At 50.8% G+C, this 18059-nt stretch carries 15 protein-coding genes; 3 read left to right on the plus strand and 12 right to left on the minus strand.

The window, feature by feature from the left end; all coding sequences use genetic code 11:
• Positions 1-65: 65 nt before the first annotated feature.
• From hemW to AC566Q_RS05965, 4 genes are read right to left on the minus strand one after another with little or no spacing between them, the layout of a single operon-like run.
• Positions 66-1205 carry a radical SAM family heme chaperone HemW gene (hemW, locus tag AC566Q_RS05950; RefSeq protein ID WP_105934339.1) on the minus strand — a complete coding sequence of 380 codons (1140 nt, stop codon included), beginning with the start codon at positions 1203-1205 and terminating at the stop codon, positions 66-68.
• A complete protein-coding gene (gene rdgB / locus AC566Q_RS05955) occupies positions 1205-1804 on the minus strand; it encodes an RdgB/HAM1 family non-canonical purine NTP pyrophosphatase (RefSeq protein ID WP_105934393.1) in 600 nt (199 codons plus the stop codon). Before rdgB ends, hemW begins: the two co-directional genes overlap by 1 nt.
• A 5-nt stretch (positions 1805-1809) precedes the next feature.
• The gene (srmB, locus tag AC566Q_RS05960; RefSeq protein WP_105934340.1) at positions 1810-3018 is read right to left on the minus strand and encodes an ATP-dependent RNA helicase SrmB; all 1209 of its coding nucleotides are present in this window, start codon (positions 3016-3018) and stop codon (positions 1810-1812) included.
• Positions 3019-3056: 38 nt separating this feature from the next.
• Positions 3057-4178, minus strand: coding sequence for a tRNA nucleotidyltransferase/poly(A) polymerase-related protein (locus AC566Q_RS05965; protein ID WP_105934394.1), 1122 nt, complete (start codon positions 4176-4178; stop codon positions 3057-3059).
• Between the two features lie 126 nt (positions 4179-4304).
• On the opposite strand from AC566Q_RS05965, the gene AC566Q_RS05970 reads away from it, so the two are divergent.
• Positions 4305-5210: an ExeA family protein gene (locus AC566Q_RS05970; protein ID WP_105934341.1), complete on the plus strand. Its 906-nt coding sequence runs from the start codon at positions 4305-4307 to the stop codon at positions 5208-5210.
• On the plus strand, positions 5207-6286 hold the full coding sequence (locus AC566Q_RS05975) for a general secretion pathway protein GspB (protein WP_105934342.1): 1080 nt from the start codon (positions 5207-5209) through the stop codon (positions 6284-6286). Before AC566Q_RS05970 ends, AC566Q_RS05975 begins: the two co-directional genes overlap by 4 nt.
• Positions 6287-6305: 19 nt before the next feature.
• Here AC566Q_RS05975 and AC566Q_RS05980 read toward each other — a convergent pair whose 3' ends face one another.
• The 5 genes from AC566Q_RS05980 to leuA form a co-directional block, all read right to left on the minus strand.
• A complete protein-coding gene (locus AC566Q_RS05980) occupies positions 6306-7523 on the minus strand; it encodes a cyclic di-GMP phosphodiesterase (protein ID WP_105934343.1) in 1218 nt (405 codons plus the stop codon).
• Positions 7524-7680: 157 nt separating this feature from the next.
• The gene (gene leuD / locus AC566Q_RS05985) at positions 7681-8292 is read right to left on the minus strand and encodes a 3-isopropylmalate dehydratase small subunit (protein ID WP_499614825.1); all 612 of its coding nucleotides are present in this window, start codon (positions 8290-8292) and stop codon (positions 7681-7683) included.
• A gap of 3 nt (positions 8293-8295) precedes the next feature.
• Complete coding sequence (gene leuC, locus AC566Q_RS05990) at positions 8296-9696, minus strand: 3-isopropylmalate dehydratase large subunit (protein WP_105934345.1); 1401 nt, start codon at positions 9694-9696, stop codon at positions 8296-8298.
• Between the two features lie 6 nt (positions 9697-9702).
• Entirely contained in the window at positions 9703-10800 is a 1098-nt protein-coding gene (leuB, locus tag AC566Q_RS05995) for a 3-isopropylmalate dehydrogenase (protein ID WP_499614828.1), read from the minus strand.
• Entirely contained in the window at positions 10801-12360 is a 1560-nt protein-coding gene (gene leuA / locus AC566Q_RS06000; RefSeq protein ID WP_105934347.1) for a 2-isopropylmalate synthase, read from the minus strand.
• Between the two features lie 607 nt (positions 12361-12967).
• Here leuA and AC566Q_RS06005 point away from each other — a divergent pair.
• Positions 12968-14104 carry a DUF748 domain-containing protein gene (locus AC566Q_RS06005; protein ID WP_105934348.1) on the plus strand — a complete coding sequence of 379 codons (1137 nt, stop codon included), beginning with the start codon at positions 12968-12970 and terminating at the stop codon, positions 14102-14104.
• A 10-nt stretch (positions 14105-14114) separates the two neighbouring features.
• On the opposite strand, the gene AC566Q_RS06010 is transcribed toward AC566Q_RS06005, so the two are convergent.
• The 3 genes from AC566Q_RS06010 to pyrG all read right to left on the minus strand — a co-directional run bounded on the left by AC566Q_RS06010 (position 14115) and on the right by pyrG (position 17856).
• Complete coding sequence (locus AC566Q_RS06010; protein WP_105934349.1) at positions 14115-14807, minus strand: hypothetical protein; 693 nt, start codon at positions 14805-14807, stop codon at positions 14115-14117.
• Positions 14808-14871: 64 nt separating this feature from the next.
• Positions 14872-16164 (minus strand): phosphopyruvate hydratase, encoded by a 1293-nt coding sequence (eno, locus tag AC566Q_RS06015; RefSeq protein WP_499614834.1) that lies wholly within the window; start codon positions 16162-16164, stop codon positions 14872-14874.
• A 60-nt stretch (positions 16165-16224) separates the two neighbouring features.
• The gene (pyrG, locus tag AC566Q_RS06020) at positions 16225-17856 is read right to left on the minus strand and encodes a CTP synthase (RefSeq protein ID WP_499614839.1); all 1632 of its coding nucleotides are present in this window, start codon (positions 17854-17856) and stop codon (positions 16225-16227) included.
• Positions 17857-18059: the final 203 nt, after the last annotated feature.

An 18059-nucleotide genomic window follows, 5' to 3' on the forward strand; every position in this document is an offset into this window, starting at 1 on the left:
TAATAGTAGAGTAAATTTACGATTCAGCTAATTTTTTGAAATGAATCTGATTGTCACCGGCGTTTCTAAACAAAAGCGCTAAGTAAGGTATTAAGGTATCGACGCCCCAGGGAGGTGACCTGCCAGTCGTTTGCTGTTTCAGCCAGCAACCCATTACTGATAGCCTGACCAATAGCATCTTGCTGTGGCGTGGTGAGAGAGGTACCGGTGAGTGCCGCGAAATCGGCTTTTGGGCAGGGCTCCACTAGTCGAAAACGGTTCATAAAAAACTCAAAGGCCAGATCGTCTTCCTCAACCTGGTTTTGATGATCAAGGTAAGGCCGGTTAAGTGTCATGTAACCACGGGGATGCTTTACTTTTACCGTGCGGTCAATAGAGCGATTCTCGATGTTGGTTAATTTGCCATGGGCGCCGCAACCAATGCCAATATAGTCGCCAAATCGCCAGTAGTTGAGGTTGTGCTTGCATTGGTTTCCGGGTTTACTATAGCCGGATATTTCGTATTGCTCGTAACCAGATGCCGCCAGTAATTTGTGACCTTCAGCCTGGATATCCCATAGAATATCATCGTCAGGTAATTCCGGCGGCCTGGAGTAAAACGGTGTATTAGGTTCAATAGTGAGCTGATACCAGGATAAATGCTTTGGCTGCTGGTTTATTGCCTGGCTTAAGTCATCGAGTGCGTTCTGCAGGGTCTGCTCCGGTAAGCCGTGCATAAGATCTACGTTAAAGCTTTTAACACCACTTTGTTCGGCTTGTGTAATCGCGAATAAAGCCTGGGCCGGGTCGTGAATGCGCCCCAGCGCGTTTAAATGCCTGGCCTGAAAGCTTTGAATACCAATAGAAAAACGGTTTACCCCTGCGGCTACGTATCCTTCAAACCGGGCCGCCTCTATGGTGCCAGGATTGGCCTCCAGCGTTATTTCGATGTCTTTGGCGAAGGGCACGCGTTTTTGCGCCTCAGTAAGCAGGTAGCCAATGCTTTCGGGACTAAACAGACTTGGCGTGCCGCCGCCGATAAAAATGGTTTCTACCGGCCGCTCACCGGTGAAGCGGGCGTCCTGCTCTAAATCGGCCAGTAAATGGGCGATATATTCCTGCTCTGGTAGCCCGCTTTTCAGCGCGTGGGAATTAAAGTCACAGTAGGGGCATTTTTGCACACACCAGGGAATGTGAATGTACAGGCCCAGAGGGGGTAACCGCATTACAGACCTTTAATACGTGCCAGCAACTGTTGCATGGCCAGACCGCGATGACTCACCGCGTTCTTCTGGGCTTTTTCAAGTTCAGCAGCTGTGCACTTAAACTCGTCCACATAAAATACAGGGTCGTAGCCAAAACCGCCTTCACCATGAGGATGGCGGGTAATGCTGCCGTGCCATTGCCCTTCACTAATAAACGGGATAGGGTCGTCAGCGTGGCGCATCATGACCAGTACACACTGAAAGTGCGCGGCACGGTTTGCGTTGTCTTCGCCTAAAGCGGTAAGTAATCGCGCAATGTTGTCGCTGTCTGAGGCGTCTTCTCCGGCGTAACGTGCCGAGTAAATACCCGGAGCACCTTGCAAAGCATCAACCACCAGGCCAGAGTCATCGGCGATAGCGGGTAAACCGGTTTCCTGCGCTGCATGGCGGGCCTTAATAATGGCATTTTCCACAAAGGTGGTACCGGTCTCCGGCACACTGCTGACGTTGAACTCACTTTGCGGCAACACTTCGATATTAAGCGGTGCGAACAAGCTGGCAAACTCTTTGACTTTCCCGGCGTTACCGGTAGCCAGAACCACTTTAGCAGGCAGTGACATAATCATTATCTCTTCTTCTTTTTGGCGGTTTTGGACGTTTTGGCTTTCTTTTTCTTAGTCTTATTTTCCGGCGCTTTGTGCTTAGGACGCAGGCCTTCAACAAACCGGGCTTTAAACGGCTCATCCATGTAGCGCGAGACTTTACCGACCATCTCAAAATCATGGGCTTCGATTAACGAAATGGCAGTGCCTTTAGCGCCCGCGCGCCCGGTACGTCCTATACGGTGAACGTACACATCGGCCTTGCGAGGCATATCAAAGTTAATCACATGGCTGACATTGGGTACATCGATACCGCGGGCAGCCACATCGGTAGCCAGCAGAATATTCAGTTTGCCTGATTTAAAGCTGGCCAGGGCGGCATTACGTTTGTCCTGGGGCATTTCACCCTGCAGGTAACATACGTTGACGCCCAGTCGCTGGAGGTTTTCACGCAGCCATTGCAGGCGCTCACGGGTTTTAACGAACACCACGGCGCTGGTGATTTGTTCCTTAAGGATTTTTTCCAGTAAGGCAAGCTTATGTTCAAGGTTATCGGCCAGGTGATACCACTGGTGAATTTTGGCTTTCTCACGACGTGGTGGATCGGCTTCGATGATTGCCGGTTCATTGAGCAGATCATTGGCAAAATGCCGTACGCCAGCGCCTTCCAGCGTGGCCGAGAACAACATGTTCTGTTTACGCCAGCGGGCTTCAGAAGCGATTTGATTGACGATGCCGGAAAAGCCCATGTCCAGCATGCGGTCGGCTTCGTCAAGAATTAAACATTCGATGTCACGGCAATCTGCCGATTCCTGTTCGATGTGTTCAAACAGACGACCGGGCGTAGCCACCAGGATATCAAGGTTTTGCGACAGGGTTTCCCGGTCGGTGCCGTAGTTAATACCGCCGGTGATCACACCGCAAATCAGATCGGTGTGGCGGGTAACGGCAACGGCTTGCTCATAGACCTGTAGTGCCAGTTCACGGGTCGGGGTCAGAACCAGAATACGGGTAGCGCCCGGCTGTTTGCGCGGAAAATCCAGCAGAAACTGACAGGCGGGTAATAAGAAACCCAGGGTTTTACCTGTTCCGGTTGGGGCTGAGGCCAGAATGTCTTTACCTTCCATGGCCTGAGGGACCACCATAGACTGGATGGTAGTAGGGCGGCTCAGGCCCATATCCGCGAGTGCCCGGCACAGGTCATCGTCTAATTCTAGTTGTTCGAATGTCATAAAAATACGTCTGTCGCATGAATGGCGCTATTGTAGCATTAAATCTGCTGAACGCCGTGATTTGTGATGCTCTGTTCAATCTGTTTTAGCCGTTGCTGGCTAAGTTGCTGTTTGATGTCGGGACCTTTATGCCCGGCAGCAATAATGGCTTTCACATCTACCTGATTAGCCGCTGTCAGGGCACTGGTAAATACTGCATTAAAATGTTGCCCTTGCTTAGGATAAACAACGGTAAACAGCGGCATCAGGCGCTCGAGTCGTTCGGGGCGGCGCCAGGCATCGCAGGTATTGAGCGCGTCCAGTAGCCATTCGCTGTGGTGAATGTGTTCGGCCAGTGAAGGCAGAATTCTTGCCGCCAGTTGCGCACAGTCGGCTTCCTGATTGGGTACCTTGAGTCTTTTTTGCAGAGCTTCTAAAGACTGTTGTTCAAGGGGCCAGCATACTGTCGCCCACCGCACAGCTAACGGATGTTCAGATGCTGCTGCCTGCTGCAGTGAATCTGTTATTGATTCATCTGATATGACCGCTTCAAGTTCTGGCATCCAGGCCTTAAGTGCGCCGCATTGCTGTAATACGCTAAGATACACTTCGGGGTTATCTTCCATTAGCGCCCGGCGTGTCTCCTGCCATACGCGCTCCGCACTCAAATGGCGGATATCGTCAGAAGTTGCCATGACTTGCATTAGCTTCATGGTTTCTTCTGCCACGCTAAACCCCAGGTAAGCGTAGCGGGCGGCAAACCGTGCAACCCGGAATATACGCAGTGGATCCTCGCTAAAAGCCGAAGATACATGGCGCAGTAACCGCTGCTGCAAATCTGCCTGGCCATTGTACGGGTCAATGAGTTCGCCGCTGGCGGATTCTGCCATGGCATTGATGGTGAGATCCCGACGCAGCAGGTCTTCTTCAAGGGTCACATCAGGCGTGGCATGGCAGCTGAAACCAGTGTAGCCGCCGCCGGTTTTTCTTTCGGTGCGGGCAAGAGCATATTCTTCCTGAGTTTGCGGGTGCAGGAACACCGGGAAGTCTTTGCCCACCTGCGTATAACCTTCAGCCAGTAACTGCGCCGGCGTTGCGCCCACTACTACCCAGTCACGCTCGGTGACTTTGCGATGAAGTAATTTGTCGCGTACTGCGCCGCCAACCAGATAAACCTGCATGCTTACAATCTGCTGTTGAATAATGGGCATATTATGCCTGAGTAAACACCTGAAAACACGGTGTTGTTGACTTCAACCGACAGTCTGATAGTTTACCGGACATATGGACAGTTCAGCTGGCACAACATGTTTTTACAATATTTCGGGTTAACTGATAATCCGTTCTCCATCGCGCCCAACCCTGATTACCTGTATATGAGCCCGCGTCACAAGGAAGCGCTGGCGCATCTTACCTTTGGGTTGCGGGAAAGTGGCGGCTTCGTAATGCTAACCGGCGAAGTGGGCACCGGCAAAACTACCGTTTCGCGTAAGTTGTTGCAGCAGTTGCCCGATTCAACCCAGGTGGCGATGATCCTTAATCCCACCTTGTCAGCTATTGAGCTGCTGGCAACGGTGTGCGATGAGCTTAATATTGAAACCGATCCTAATCAGGCCAGCCTGAAATACTTTACCGATAAGATTTTACAAAAACTGGCAGATAACCATAACGCCGGTAAGAACACCGTGCTGATGATCGATGAAGCGCAGCACCTGTTACCGGAGGTGCTCGAGCAACTCCGGTTGTTGACCAACTTGGAAACCAATCGCGAAAAGCTGCTTAAGGTGGTGCTGATTGGTCAGCCTGAGTTACAGCAATTGTTAAAACGTAATGAGCTGCGTCAGTTGGCGCAGCGGATCACCGCACGTTATCATCTGTTACCCCTCAATGCCGACGAAGTAAAAGCTTATGTGAACCATCGCCTGAGTGTGGCCAACGGCGATTTATCAGTATTCAGTGCAGCCACGGTGCGCACCATGTACCGGGTAACTGCCGGGATCCCTCGGGTAATTAATTTGCTTTGCGACAGAGCCATGACCCTGGCTTTTACCCAGCAAAAACCGGTAGTCAAAAAGCACCTGTTTTTAGCGGCGGCAGAACAAATTTTAGGTGAAGACGTGGTACAGCAGCGCCTGCGCGGCCAGCAAACACTGATATACGCCGGTATTTTCTTCAGCGCCCTGGTGGGCGGCTATTTGTGGGGCATGGCATGAACCAGATCATTCCCATACAACAAGCTTCGCCTGGCATGATGATTGTGCAGGTGACAGCGCAAAATGGCCCGGTGAAAATCAAAAAGTCCGGCCTTATCACCAGCGATGCCATGATCCAGGGGTTGATTGAGATGGGCGTGCAGGAAATTGAATATGATCCTGAGCAAACCGTTGAGATCTGCACCGATGAAGCGCTGGTGACCACTGAACAAACACCTACTCAGGCGCTATTGCGCGGGCAATACGACACCCGTGCACAAAAAGCCGATAGCGCCATCAGCGATCAGTTTAACCGCAGCTTATTTTTACCCACGGTCAATGGCCTGCCCGGACAATGGCAGCGCTTATTTAAGCCAGTCATGACAGGATTGTTGCTGGCCATAGGTGGTTGCGCTACCGGCTACTTGCTGGCTGTAGGCCCTGCAATGCTGAAACCGTTATTAGATGGGCCGGACACGGTCAGTGAGCGGGTCGTGAGTCAGACTGTCGTCGTTTCGCCGCCTGCGGTACCGAGCTCACCTGTAGCGGCAGTTGAGAATGCTAAGCCTGCCGCTGAGATGGCCGGTAAAGCAGAAGAAAATAGCCCATCAGAGCAAACAGCAACCAACAGGGTGGCTAACACCGACAGGGAGACCGCAACGCCTGAACCTGCAGCGATTGAACCAGAAATGCCAACGGCTGAAGAAAGCGCCTTGGTAGCAGACAATGAAAGCGATAAGGTGGCCGTGTCGCCTGAATTGATGGCCCGGTTTAATAAAGTACTAACCGATCTGGAAAAAGAAGAGGCTCGTGGTATAGAACCTTCAGCATCTGACACAGTTGTGACGGTGCATGATGATATTCAGCGGGTTGATCAGTTACCGGCGCATCTGCTTACCCGTTTACCAGCAATGGATTTCAGTGCCCATATGTACGCCTCTGCACCAGCCGACCGTTGGGTGCGGGTGAATGGTGATGACAAGGGGGAAGGCGACTGGATCGCCGATCGTGTTCAGATAGTCAATATTGAGGCGCAACGGGTGATATTGCGCTTTGAAGGTGAGGTGTTTAGCATGACGGCGCTCACCGACTGGTAATTTCTGTGCCGGTTAGGTCTTATTCACTTACCTGTGGAATAAACACTTCCGTGAAAAACTTCGGCAGGTTTATGGCAAACTCATCGGGGCCAATACTGCTCTCTATCTCATCGCTGCCTTTGGCGAGATCTACCCGTTTTACTTCCTGGAAATGGCCGCTGTTGATACTGTAAAACGTCATTATCTGTGGTTGTAACAGGTTAGAGGGGTTGCGCCGGCTGACAATGCCCAGTTTGCCGCTTTTCAGCTTAACCAGTGAACCAACCGGGTAGATACCCAGAACGCCAATCAGGCGGTTTACCAGCGTTTGTTCGAGGCCCTTGTTGTTAGCCAGTGCTTTCAGTACCTTGCTGGTCGGCATGGCATTGCCAAAGGGGGCTGGCATACCTAATCGCGAAAATTCATCAACCACAGCTGCAAGCTGCGCCAGCGGCTCAATATCGTTACCGCTGAGGCCTTTAGGGTAGCCCGAGCCATCAATTCTTTCGTGGTGCTGACTGACGATGTCTTTGACTACTTCCGGCAGATCATCGCTATGTTCTATAGCCGCCAGGGATTCATCGACGTGGGTCTGATACATCATTAAATCAGTGCCGCTGAGTTGTTCTTCAGGCACGCAGAGTTCGGCGGGTAACTTCACCATTCCTGTATCCATTAACAACCCGGCCAGGCTGGCATACTCAACAGATTGCTGATCAAACCCTGCAGCGTCGGCCAGAATGGCCATATGGATACTGCAATTAAGCGAGTGCTCAAGCAGGCTATCATTACCGCGTTGAACCATGGATAAGCAGATCATCGCCGCCTGGTTTTCAAATACGCATTCCAGAATATCCTGGGTCAGCGTACTTAATTTATTCACATCGGCACCTTTGCCAGATTTTAACTGGTTAAGGAAGTTTTGTTGTATTGCCATAGCTTTCTGGAATAACTGTTCGGCTGCTTTCAGGCCGTCGCTGGTGAGTGGCTCACTGCTGACTTCATGGTTAACGTCGTTGTCTGGTGGGCTTTCGCTGGCTGCTTCCGCGGCGCTGGATGAAGAGGGCTCCGCGGTATGTGCTTTGCCTTTGTCGGTGTCTATTTCGACAAACTCAACACCTTTACTCCGTAATTGATTAATCACGGCATCTGAACGGACAACACCTTTGGAGCGTACTTTTACCTTGCCGGTCTCATCGAGCACCCGGTTTACGTACATTCCGGGGGTTAAATCATCGATGGCAATTCGTTGTAGCATTTCCTCTCCAGGCCGGCTTATTAATGTCTGTGTGCGTTTTGCTAACTATAGCCTAACTGTATGGAGATGAAATGAAAAAAACAAAAATGCCGCTCATCTGGATCAAATAGGCGGCATTTATACCTGTGCCAACTCAAAAGGCACGTTTCAGCGCGTATTACAGCCAGGCAGGCTGTTTGGCTTCGAAGGACTCGATATCGTCGGTCAGCTCAAGGGTCTGGCCAATGGCATCCAGGCCTTTTACCAGATTGTTTTTGTGGTGTTCGGCAATCTCAAATGACATGCTGGTATCACCTACAGATACGGTTTGCGCAGGCAGGTCTATGCTGATGACTGCACTGGCATCTTTGGCCACGGCCGCAAACAATACGTCCATTTCACTGCTGCTCAGGGCGATGGGCAGCAATTGGTTGTTCATGCAGTTACCGTAAAAGATGTCAGCAAAGCTGGTAGCGATAACCGCTTCAAAGCCAAAGTCGGTTAACGCCCAGGGCGCGTGTTCCCGGCTTGAGCCACAACCGAAGTTTTCCCGGGCCAGTAAAATAGCTGCGCCCTGATGCTCCGGTTTATTCAGCACAAACTCAGGATTTGGCTCTTTCTCTTCCAGATCCAGATAGCGCCAGTCGTGAAACAGGTGCTTACCAAAGCCGGCGCGGCTGACGCTGGTTAAAAATTGCTTGGGAATAATCTGATCGGTATCAACATTGGCCTGGTCAAGCGGGCAGGCGGTGCCGGTCAGGGTGGTAATGCCTGTGGTAGTCTGGCTCATAAATTACTCCTGAAAATCTCTGACGTCGGCAAACTTACCGCGTAATGCTGCGGCAGCGGCCATTGCCGGGCTAACCAGATGGGTACGGGCGCCGCGGCCCTGACGGCCTTCAAAGTTACGGTTGCTGGTAGAGGCACAGCGATCGCCCGCGGTTAACAGGTCGTCGTTCATACCCAGACACATTGAGCAGCCCGGTAAGCGCCATTCAAATCCAGCATCTTTGAATATAACGTCCAGTTTTTCTTCCTCAGCCTGACGTTTAACCGCCGCTGAACCTGGCACAACCATAGCCGTAACGTTTGCTGCTACCTTACCTTGTTTAGCAATGTGCGCCGCGGCGCGCAAATCTTCGATACGGCTGTTAGTGCACGAACCGATGAACACGTGCGAAACCGGCACATCACCTAATTTCTCGCCGGCTTTCAGGCCCATGTATTGCAGGGCCTTGCGGGCTGACTCCTGTTCAACACTGTCGGTGAAGTCGTCCGGGCCAGGAACCGGGTCGTTGACGCCGATAACCTGACCGGGGTTGGTGCCCCAGGTAACCTGTGGCGTGATATCTTTGGCTTCAAGCTCTACCACGGTATCAAACCCGGCATCGTCGTCTGAATACAGTGTTTGCCAGTATTCAACGGCTGCGTCCCAGTCGGCACCCTGTGGGGCAAATTCACGACCTTTAAGATAATCAAAGGTCGTTTGGTCTGGCGCGATCATACCTGCCTTGGCACCCGCTTCGATGCTCATGTTACAGATGGTCATACGCTCTTCCATCGATAACGCTTCGATGGCTTCTCCGCAGTATTCAATAACGTGCGCGGTGGCACCGGCGTGACCAATCTTACCAATGATGGCCAGAATGATATCTTTGGCAGTAATGCCGACAGCCAGTTTACCGTTGACTTTGATCTGCATGGTTTTGCCACGGCTTTGCTTAAGCGTTTGCGTAGCCAGCACGTGTTCTACCTGCGAGGTACCGATACCGAATGCCAGGGCACCAAACGCGCCGTGGGTAGCCGTATGCGAATCTCCGCATACTACGGTCATGCCAGGCAGGATTAAGCCCAACTCGGGGCCCATTACGTGGACGATACCCTGCTTCTGGTGACCTACGGGGAAAAGCTTAACCCCGTGCTCTTCGCAGTTCTCGGCCAGGGTTTGCAGTTGCAGTTTGTTTTGCGGACCACAGGCATCCAGCGCCAGGCTGCGGGTAGAAATTGAGTGATCCATAGTGGCAAAGGTACGGTCCGGGCGGCGCACCTTACGGCCTTTTTCGTTCAGACCGGCAAAGGCTTGCGGACTGGTGACTTCGTGGATCAAGTGACGGTCGATGTAGATCAGGCTGTCATCACCCAACTGGCTGATGATGTGGGCCTGCCACACCTTGTCGTATAAGGTTTTAGCCATGAATAATTACTCCTGACCTAAAATAGATTTAACAATGGCGTCGCCAACCTGCGAGGTGGAGGCGGCCTGATCGCGCTTATCGGCGGGTAGCAGCTCGCCGGTTAAGATACCGGCTTCCAGTACCTCTATTACCGCTTTATCAATAGCGTCGGCTGCGGCTGCCTGATTCAGACTAAAGCGCAGCATCATCGAAGCAGACAGGATTTGCGCGATAGGGTTTGCAATGCCCTGACCAGCGATATCCGGTGCTGAACCTCCGGCCGGTTCGTACATACCGAAGCCGTCTTCGTTCAGACTGGCAGAAGGCAGTAAGCCCATAGAACCTGTGATCATGGCGCATTCATCAGACATGATGTCACCAAACAGGTTAGAACACAGCATGACATCGAACTGAGCCGGGTTTTTAACCAGCTGCATGGTAGCGTTATCAATATAGATGTGATCGAGGGCGACTTCGGGGTAGTCTTTGGCCACTTCTTCTGTGACTTCGCGCCACAGGCGGCTGCACACCAGTACATTCGCTTTATCAACCGAGGTTACTCGCTTATCACGCTTCATCGCCGCTTCAAAAGCACTTACGGCGATGCGGCGGATTTCACGCTTGGAATAGCGCATGGTATCAAAGGCGTATTCTTCTTCACCCTCGCCGTCGCGGCCTTTCGGCTGACCGAAATAAATACCACTGGTAAGTTCGCGGATAACCAGTACGTCCACACCGCTGGCGGCGATGTCTTTTCGCAGCGGGGATAAGTCTTCCAGACCCGCATAAATTTTGGCCGGGCGCAGGTTACTGAACAAATCAAAATGGCTGCGCAGGGTTAACAGTGCCGCACGCTCCGGGCGTTGATCCAGTGGCAGGGTATCCCACTTAGGGCCGCCAATAGAGCCAAACAGAATGGCATCGGCCTGTTCGCAGCCGAGCAGTGTTTTGGCCGGCAGGGCTTCACCTTCGGTATCAATGGCGTAACCGCCAACAGGATAAGCAGTACGGTTAAAGGTGATGGCAAACTTCTGTTCGATGGCATCCAATACTTTATTGGCTTCCTGCATCACTTCCGGGCCGATGCCGTCACCGGCAAGCACGGCAATGTTAAACTGGCTCATTTATACTCCTGTTACGCGTTCTTGTTGGTTCTTCTGCTGATCAATCTGGTCAGCGAGGTAGGTGTTGTTTAAAACGAATATCAGTGCTTTAACACCGGCTTCAACGATATCCGTGGCTAGGCCCAGGCCGTGGAAACGGCGGCCCTTGTATTCAGTGATAACGCTAACCGACGCCAGTGCGTCTGCACCTTCGCCTTTAGAATCTAATTTAAAGTCGACCACTTCCAGGTCGTTGTGACCCAGCATCGACATAATGGCTTTGTACGAGGCATCCACCGGACCGTTACCGGTCTCACAACGGGTCACCAGTTCATCACCAATTTTCAATTGCACGGTGGCGCTGGGGATAATTTCTTTCCCTGACGTGGCGTGCAAATAGGTTAACTGATAGTGGGCCTGATCGTGTTTTTGTTGGTCGAAAAACAGCAGCGCTTCTAAATCATAGTCGTAAACCTGACCTTTTTTGTCGGCCAGATTCAAAAATGCCGCATAAATGGCTTCCAAATCGTAATCGGTATCTTTATAACCCAGCTCCTGTAAGCGGTGCTTGATAACGTGACGCCCGGAACGTGAGGTCATGTTCAGGTTATTTTTGTTAATGCCCACACTTTCTGGTGTCATGATCTCATAGGTATTTTGCGCTTTTAAGACACCGTCCTGATGGATCCCTGAAGAGTGGCTAAAGGCATTCGCACCAACAATCGCTTTATTAGCCTGTACCGGCATATTGCACAGTTGGCTGACCAGCTTAGAGGTACGGCTGATCTCTTTGCTGTTAATGTTGGTGTTAAGGCCATACAGCGCGTGGCGGGTTTGCAGGATCATGGCGATTTCTTCCAGCGAGCTGTTACCCGCACGCTCACCAATACCATTAATGGTGCCTTCTACCTGACGGGCGCCATTTTCAATTGCCGCCAGTGAGTTGGCTACTGCCAGTCCTAAATCGTTATGACAGTGCACAGAAATGATGGCTTTATCAATATTAGGCACACGCTCGAATAACTGACGGATTATGCCGCCGAATTCGGTTGGGGTGGTATAGCCTACGGTATCCGGAATATTAACCGTCGTGGCGCCGGCGGCAATGACTGCCTCAACCATACGGGCCAGGTAACCGATTTCGGTACGCCCGGCATCTTCACAGGAAAACTCTACATCGTCGGTATAGTTGCGGGCGCGTTTAACCGCGGCAACGGCCATCTCAACCACGTCATCCTGAGATTTACGTAGTTTATTATTCACGTGAATTTCGGATGTTGCAATGAAGGTATGAATGCGGAACTGATCTGCTACTTTCAATGCTTCGCCGCAGGCATCAATGTCGGCTGCTACGGCGCGCGATAAACCGGCAACCGTTGAGTTTTTGATTTCTTTGGCAATCATTTGCACCGATTTGAAATCACCCGGCGATGACACTGGAAAGCCCGCTTCGATAATATCAACGCCGAGACGTTCGAGGGCCAGTGCGATCTGCAGTTTTTCTTTTACACTTAAACTGGCTGGCAAGGCTTGTTCGCCGTCACGCAAGGTCGTATCAAATATTTTTACCTGATTCGTCATGGCTGTCTCTCGTTGATTTTAGTTAAAAAAAACCCGTGCTGTGCACGGGTTTTATGTATTGATTCGATGGTCGCAATCTACCCGTGCAATCTGGCTGCCATAAGGAGTAGAAGAGATAGAATAAACGTACGCGGCATTGGTAAAACCTGTTGTTTGCTGCATGTGCGACCTTTCCGATGCCCGACAATTTACAGCCTGAACCGCAGCAGGTCAACCACTGATTCTGATTTTCGGTATAAATTTTAGTTATAAATTACTGCATAACAAAAAAATTAGGATGAAATTTCTCAGCTGAACAAAAATTAGTTTTTTTATTTCGCCAACCGGGTCACCAAACGGGTCACCAGCCAGAATCAAGGTTCAAAATCAAGGTTGCTCTGACAGATACAAAATTGTTGTTTAAGGGCGGTTTTATCCCGCGTTGTGTAAATTTTGCTTGTCAGCGACTTGCAGAGTACTGATTAAATTCTTAGCTATTCATTTCTGCTCGATATTTCTTACTGAATTTCAATAGATTGCACAGATATCAGGAAATCCAGAACAGACAGTCTAAGCTGGCACCAAACTTGAACCTTCTCAGTGATAACAACGGTGAGAGGAAAGCATAGTGAGCAGCAACAAGACAGCAAAAAGAGTGAAGTATCTGGCTATTGGCCTAGGGCTGCTGGTGGTTGTTCGTTTAAGCTTACCTTTTACGGTGCAGTGGTACATCAACGACACACTCGATGAAGGCGAGACATTCACCGGATTAGTGGGGGATGTGGATATTATGCTGTGGCGGGGCGCCTATGCACTCAATGATGTGGTGATCATGAAACGCAACGGTAAAGTAAATGAGCCCTTTTTTGAGGCCAGCCAGGTTGACTTCAGCTTACTCTGGCCGGCAATTTTCGATGGCGCATTGGTTGCGGAGGTGTATTTGCAGCAACCGCAATTAAACTTCGTAGATGGCGGCACTGATGCATCGAGCCAGTCAGGTGAGGATGAAAAGTGGCTTTATCTGACCGATCAACTGGTGCCATTAAAAGTGGATCGGCTGGAAATAGAGCAGGGCGTTATCCGCTTCCAAAATCCAGACACCCGCCCACCCATCAGCGTTCGCCTTCATCATGTTAATGCTGTGGTTAAAAATCTCGTCAACAGTCGCGCGTTATCGCGCAACCTGATTGCCACTGTGGATGCTTCAGCGAGCACTGAAAGCCAGGGCACTATCACGCTGTCAGGCTCGCTAAATCCGGCTACCAAACAACCCACTTTCGATCTCAATCTACAGGCCAATGATATTGCCTTAGTTAACTTCAGGAATTTGCTGGATACCTATGCGCCCTTTGATTTAGAAGCCGGAAAACTTGAGCTCGCCTTTGAACTGGCCAGCGAGCAGGGCGAGGTTACAGGCTATGCTAAGCCAGTGCTGCATGATGTAGAAGTATTTAGCTGGAAAGGCGATGTAAAGCGCGATGATGACGGCTTTTTCAGAGCCCTTGCTGAAGCGTTTTCCGGTTTCATCGCCGAGATATTTGAAAATCAGGGTAAAGATCAGATTGCTACCCGAATTCCTATCAGCGGTTCACTTAATGATATTGATACACCTGTTCTCACCACTCTGGCGGGGATCCTGGAAAATGCGTTTATTCAGGCCTTCAACGGTAACCTGGAAAACAGTGTGGAATGGCAAGACGTGACTTTGGATGAGTCCGAAGATGATGCCGCTGAGAAACAAACAACTGTTGAAGAGGACATATAAGCAGTGCGTGTTATTTATTATCGAAGCGTTGCGGTTCGCTGAACTTGCGCCAGTTAAGGGTACTGACTAGTAAGATTTCACGTAAGGTGAGTGTACGGGGCGAAGTGCGCCCTTTGTGATTCCAGGTGTGGCCGCAGCACGCTGCCGTCATAATGGCTTTTGATGGCTTTACCAGTGACAGGGTGATGTGTTCTCTGTCCGTATAGCGGGCAGGGCTTTCTACCGGTGTACCGCTAAAATCAAACCAGCCAAATTTATTCACATGCAACGTTTGGTTTTCTGGCTGCACATGATCAATAGAGTCGAGCTCTAGATGCTCATTATCGAACTCCTGAACCCATACCGGCACGACCAGGCCTACTTTGGCATGTTCGGCAAACCAGGCATTAGTTTTGCCCGTGTCGTTACTCCGAGCGGGATTTTTCGCTGCCTGTCTGGCCTGCCAGCTGGCATTGTGTTCATCCAGTTCCAAAGGCACGGCTTTAGCTGCCAGGAAACGAGCAGTGCGTCTGACATGATGGCTCAGGCCGGCAATACGTCGGCGCAATAAACTGGTTTGGTTGGGGCCTTGTTGGGCGATAAGCGCTAACTCGCGCTCATATAAAGCGTTACACAACTCAGCGATGATACGTTGGGATGTGTCTGATTCGACCGCATTAAAGAAGTCGGATTGAGGAGACGCCGGGTCGGAGGAATGCGCCATTAGCGTTTTGATTGTGGGGACAGCATCAAAAAGTTGGCGGGCAATGTTGCCCGCCAGCTTAAGATTACTGACCTTTAATTTCGCTACGGCCGTTGTAAGCTGCGTTGCCAGCCAGCGCTTCTTCGATGCGCAGTAACTGGTTATACTTAGCTACACGGTCTGAACGACACAGTGAACCGGTTTTAATCTGGCCCGCTGCGGTACCTACTGCCAGGTCGGCAATAGTGGCGTCTTCAGTTTCACCTGAACGGTGCGAGATAACCGCAGTAAAGCCGGCATCTTTAGCCATCTTGATCGCTTCTAGGGTTTCGGTTAATGAACCAATTTGGTTAAATTTGATCAGGATAGAGTTACCGATACCGTTTTCGGTACCACGCTTCAGGATCTTAGTATTGGTTACGAACAGGTCGTCACCAACCAGTTGCACTTTGTCACCAATTTTCTTAGTCAGGCTCGCCCAGCCATCCCAGTCGCTTTCGTCAAGACCATCTTCGATAGACACGATTGGATACTGTTCGCACAGCTCTGCCAGGTAGTCACCAAAGGCTTCTGAATCAAATGACTTGTCTTCACCAGACAGAACGTATTTGCCTTCTTTGTAGAACTCAGAGGCCGCACAGTCGAGTGCCAGCGTAACGTCTTCGTTCATCTTGTAACCGGCTTTTTCTACCGCTTCAACGATAACGGCCAGGGCTTCTGCGTTTGAGCTCAGGTTAGGGGCAAAACCACCTTCATCACCAACGGCAGTATTGAGGCCTTTGGCGCTCAGTACTTTTTTCAGGTTGTGAAAGATTTCAGCACCCATGCGCAGGGCTTCTTTAAAGCTCTTCGCGCCAACCGGCTGTACCATGAATTCCTGAATATCAACGTTGTTGTCGGCGTGCTCACCACCGTTGATGATGTTCATCATAGGCACTGGCATTGAGTACTGACCAGAGGTGCCGTTAAGGTCGGCAATGTGCTCGTAAAGTGCTACGCCTTTCTCGGTGGCAGCGGCTTTGGCGACAGCCAGTGATACCGCCAGGATGGCATTAGCACCCAGGGTTTCTTTGTTTTCGGTGCCGTCCAGATCGATCATGGTTTTGTCGATGTCAGTCTGAGCGACCGGATCCATACCAATCAGGGCCGGTGCGATTTTCTCGTTTACTGCTGCTACGGCTTTTTCTACACCTTTACCCATGTAGCGGCCTTTATCGCCGTCGCGTAATTCCAGTGCTTCGCGTGAACCGGTAGAGGCACCCGATGGTGCACAGGCGCGACCCATTACACCTGAGTCTAAATATACGTCTGCTTCTACCGTGGGGTTACCACGAGAGTCCAGAATTTCACGTCCAATGATACGCGAGATCTTCGCCATTTTTTCTTCCTCAACAATAATAATGGCACTGCGGGAGTAGTCAGTGCCGGGTTTTATAAATTAATGATTTTCTTTCTGATACGTTTGCGCCGCTGCTACAAAACCGGTAAACAGTGGATGGCCGTCACGGGGAGTTGAAGTAAACTCCGGGTGGAACTGACCGGCCACAAACCACGGATGATCCGGGATTTCAATGACCTCGACAAGGCGTTTATCGGTGGACAAACCACTCACCTTAAGGCCTGCCGCTTCGATTTGGTCACGCAGGTTGTTGTTAACTTCGTAGCGGTGACGGTGACGCTCGTAAATTTCTTCGTTACCGTAGGCGGCATGTACCTTGCTGCCAGGGATCAGGTGACACAGCTGACTACCCAGACGCATGGTGCCACCCAGATCGGAGGTTTCGTCACGGGTTTCGGTGCTGCCGTCTGAGTCGAGCCATTCGGTAATCAAACCCACCACCGGATACGGTGAGCTGGGGTCAAACTCGGTACTGTTGGCTTTTTCCATGCCGACTACGTTGCGGGCAAATTCAATCAGCGCTACCTGCATACCTAAACAAATACCTAAATAGGGCACTTTGTTTTCGCGGGCATAACGGGCTGCTGCAATCTTGCCTTCGATACCGCGTTCGCCAAAGCCGCCCGGGACCAGAATAGCATCCAGGTTTTCAAGGATTTGGGTGCCTTTGGATTCGATGTCCTGTGAGTCCACGTAATGGATATTTACCGTCAAACGATTTTTCAGGCCGGCATGTTTGAGTGCTTCGTTAACCGACTTATAAGCATCTGGTAACTCAACGTACTTACCTACCATACCGATGTTAACTTCACCCACCGGGTTAGATTCTGCATACAGCACCTGTTCCCACTCGGTGAGGTCGGCTTCCGGGCATTCCAGACGGAACCGATCCACCACCAGTTGATCAAGGCTCTGTGCTTTAAGCGCCGCCGGGATGCGATAAATACTATCAACGTCTTTAAGTGAGATAACGGCTTTTTCAGCCACGTTGGTGAACAAGGCAATCTTAGAGCGCTCTGAGGCTGGCATAGCGCCTACCGAACGGCAAACCAGAATGTCTGGCTGAATGCCAATAGAGCGCAGTTCTTTTACGCTGTGCTGAGTAGGCTTGGTTTTCAGCTCGCCGGAGGCTGGCATGTACGGCACCAATGTCAGGTGCATAAACATGGCGTGGTCACGGCCCACTTCGGTTCCCAACTGACGAATGGCTTCGATAAACGGTTGTGACTCGATGTCACCAACGGTACCGCCTACTTCCACAATCGCCACGTCGTGACCCTGTGCGCCTTCGATAACGCGGCGTTTAATTTCGTTGGTAATATGCGGGATAACCTGAATAGTGGCACCCAGGTAATCGCCACGACGCTCGCGACGCAATACCTCTTCGTAAACCCGTCCGGTGGTAAAGTTGTTACGTTTGGTCATACGGGTGCGAATAAAACGCTCGTAATGACCTAAGTCGAGATCTGTTTCTGCTCCATCATCAGTAACAAAAACCTCGCCATGCTGAATGGGGCTCATGGTACCTGGATCAACGTTAATATACGGATCCAGTTTAAGCATGGTCACGGTGAGACCGCGTGCTTCAAGGATAGCGGCAAGGGATGCAGCAGCAATGCCTTTACCAAGCGATGAAACAACACCACCGGTGACGAAAATATAGTTTGTCATGCGAAACCTAAGACGTTGGGTTATATTTTGGGTAAATCGTTGTTTTTAAACAACAGTGTAGACGGCGCAACAGTATACCCAATAAGGCGCTTTCACACAATTATAACAGCTCTAAAAGATACTGTTTCCTGGTGTTTTATACAAGGGGACTGAAATTAAACGACTTCCGTTTTCAGGAAGCCGTTTAACCGGGTATGAAAAGT

Source organism: Alteromonas sp. H02, assembly GCF_059682525.1.

What these genes read in the sequence shown, in the direction of transcription:
- leuA (WP_105934347.1), bottom strand. Translation starts at nt 12,360, where the DNA reads ATGACGAATCAGGTAAAAATATTTGATACGACCTTGCGTGACGGCGAA.
- AC566Q_RS06010 (WP_105934349.1), bottom strand. Translation starts at nt 14,807, where the DNA reads ATGGCGCATTCCTCCGACCCGGCGTCTCCTCAATCCGACTTCTTTAAT.
- AC566Q_RS05975 (WP_105934342.1), top strand. Translation starts at nt 5,207, where the DNA reads ATGAACCAGATCATTCCCATACAACAAGCTTCGCCTGGCATGATGATT.
- rdgB (WP_105934393.1), bottom strand. Translation starts at nt 1,804, where the DNA reads ATGTCACTGCCTGCTAAAGTGGTTCTGGCTACCGGTAACGCCGGGAAA.
- eno (WP_499614834.1), bottom strand. Translation starts at nt 16,164, where the DNA reads ATGGCGAAGATCTCGCGTATCATTGGACGTGAAATTCTGGACTCTCGT.
- pyrG (WP_499614839.1), bottom strand. Translation starts at nt 17,856, where the DNA reads ATGACAAACTATATTTTCGTCACCGGTGGTGTTGTTTCATCGCTTGGT.
- leuD (WP_499614825.1), bottom strand. Translation starts at nt 8,292, where the DNA reads ATGAGCCAGACTACCACAGGCATTACCACCCTGACCGGCACCGCCTGC.
- leuC (WP_105934345.1), bottom strand. Translation starts at nt 9,696, where the DNA reads ATGGCTAAAACCTTATACGACAAGGTGTGGCAGGCCCACATCATCAGC.
- AC566Q_RS05965 (WP_105934394.1), bottom strand. Translation starts at nt 4,178, where the DNA reads ATGCAGGTTTATCTGGTTGGCGGCGCAGTACGCGACAAATTACTTCAT.
- hemW (WP_105934339.1), bottom strand. Translation starts at nt 1,205, where the DNA reads ATGCGGTTACCCCCTCTGGGCCTGTACATTCACATTCCCTGGTGTGTG.
- leuB (WP_499614828.1), bottom strand. Translation starts at nt 10,800, where the DNA reads ATGAGCCAGTTTAACATTGCCGTGCTTGCCGGTGACGGCATCGGCCCG.
- srmB (WP_105934340.1), bottom strand. Translation starts at nt 3,018, where the DNA reads ATGACATTCGAACAACTAGAATTAGACGATGACCTGTGCCGGGCACTC.
- AC566Q_RS05970 (WP_105934341.1), top strand. Translation starts at nt 4,305, where the DNA reads ATGTTTTTACAATATTTCGGGTTAACTGATAATCCGTTCTCCATCGCG.
- AC566Q_RS05980 (WP_105934343.1), bottom strand. Translation starts at nt 7,523, where the DNA reads ATGCTACAACGAATTGCCATCGATGATTTAACCCCCGGAATGTACGTA.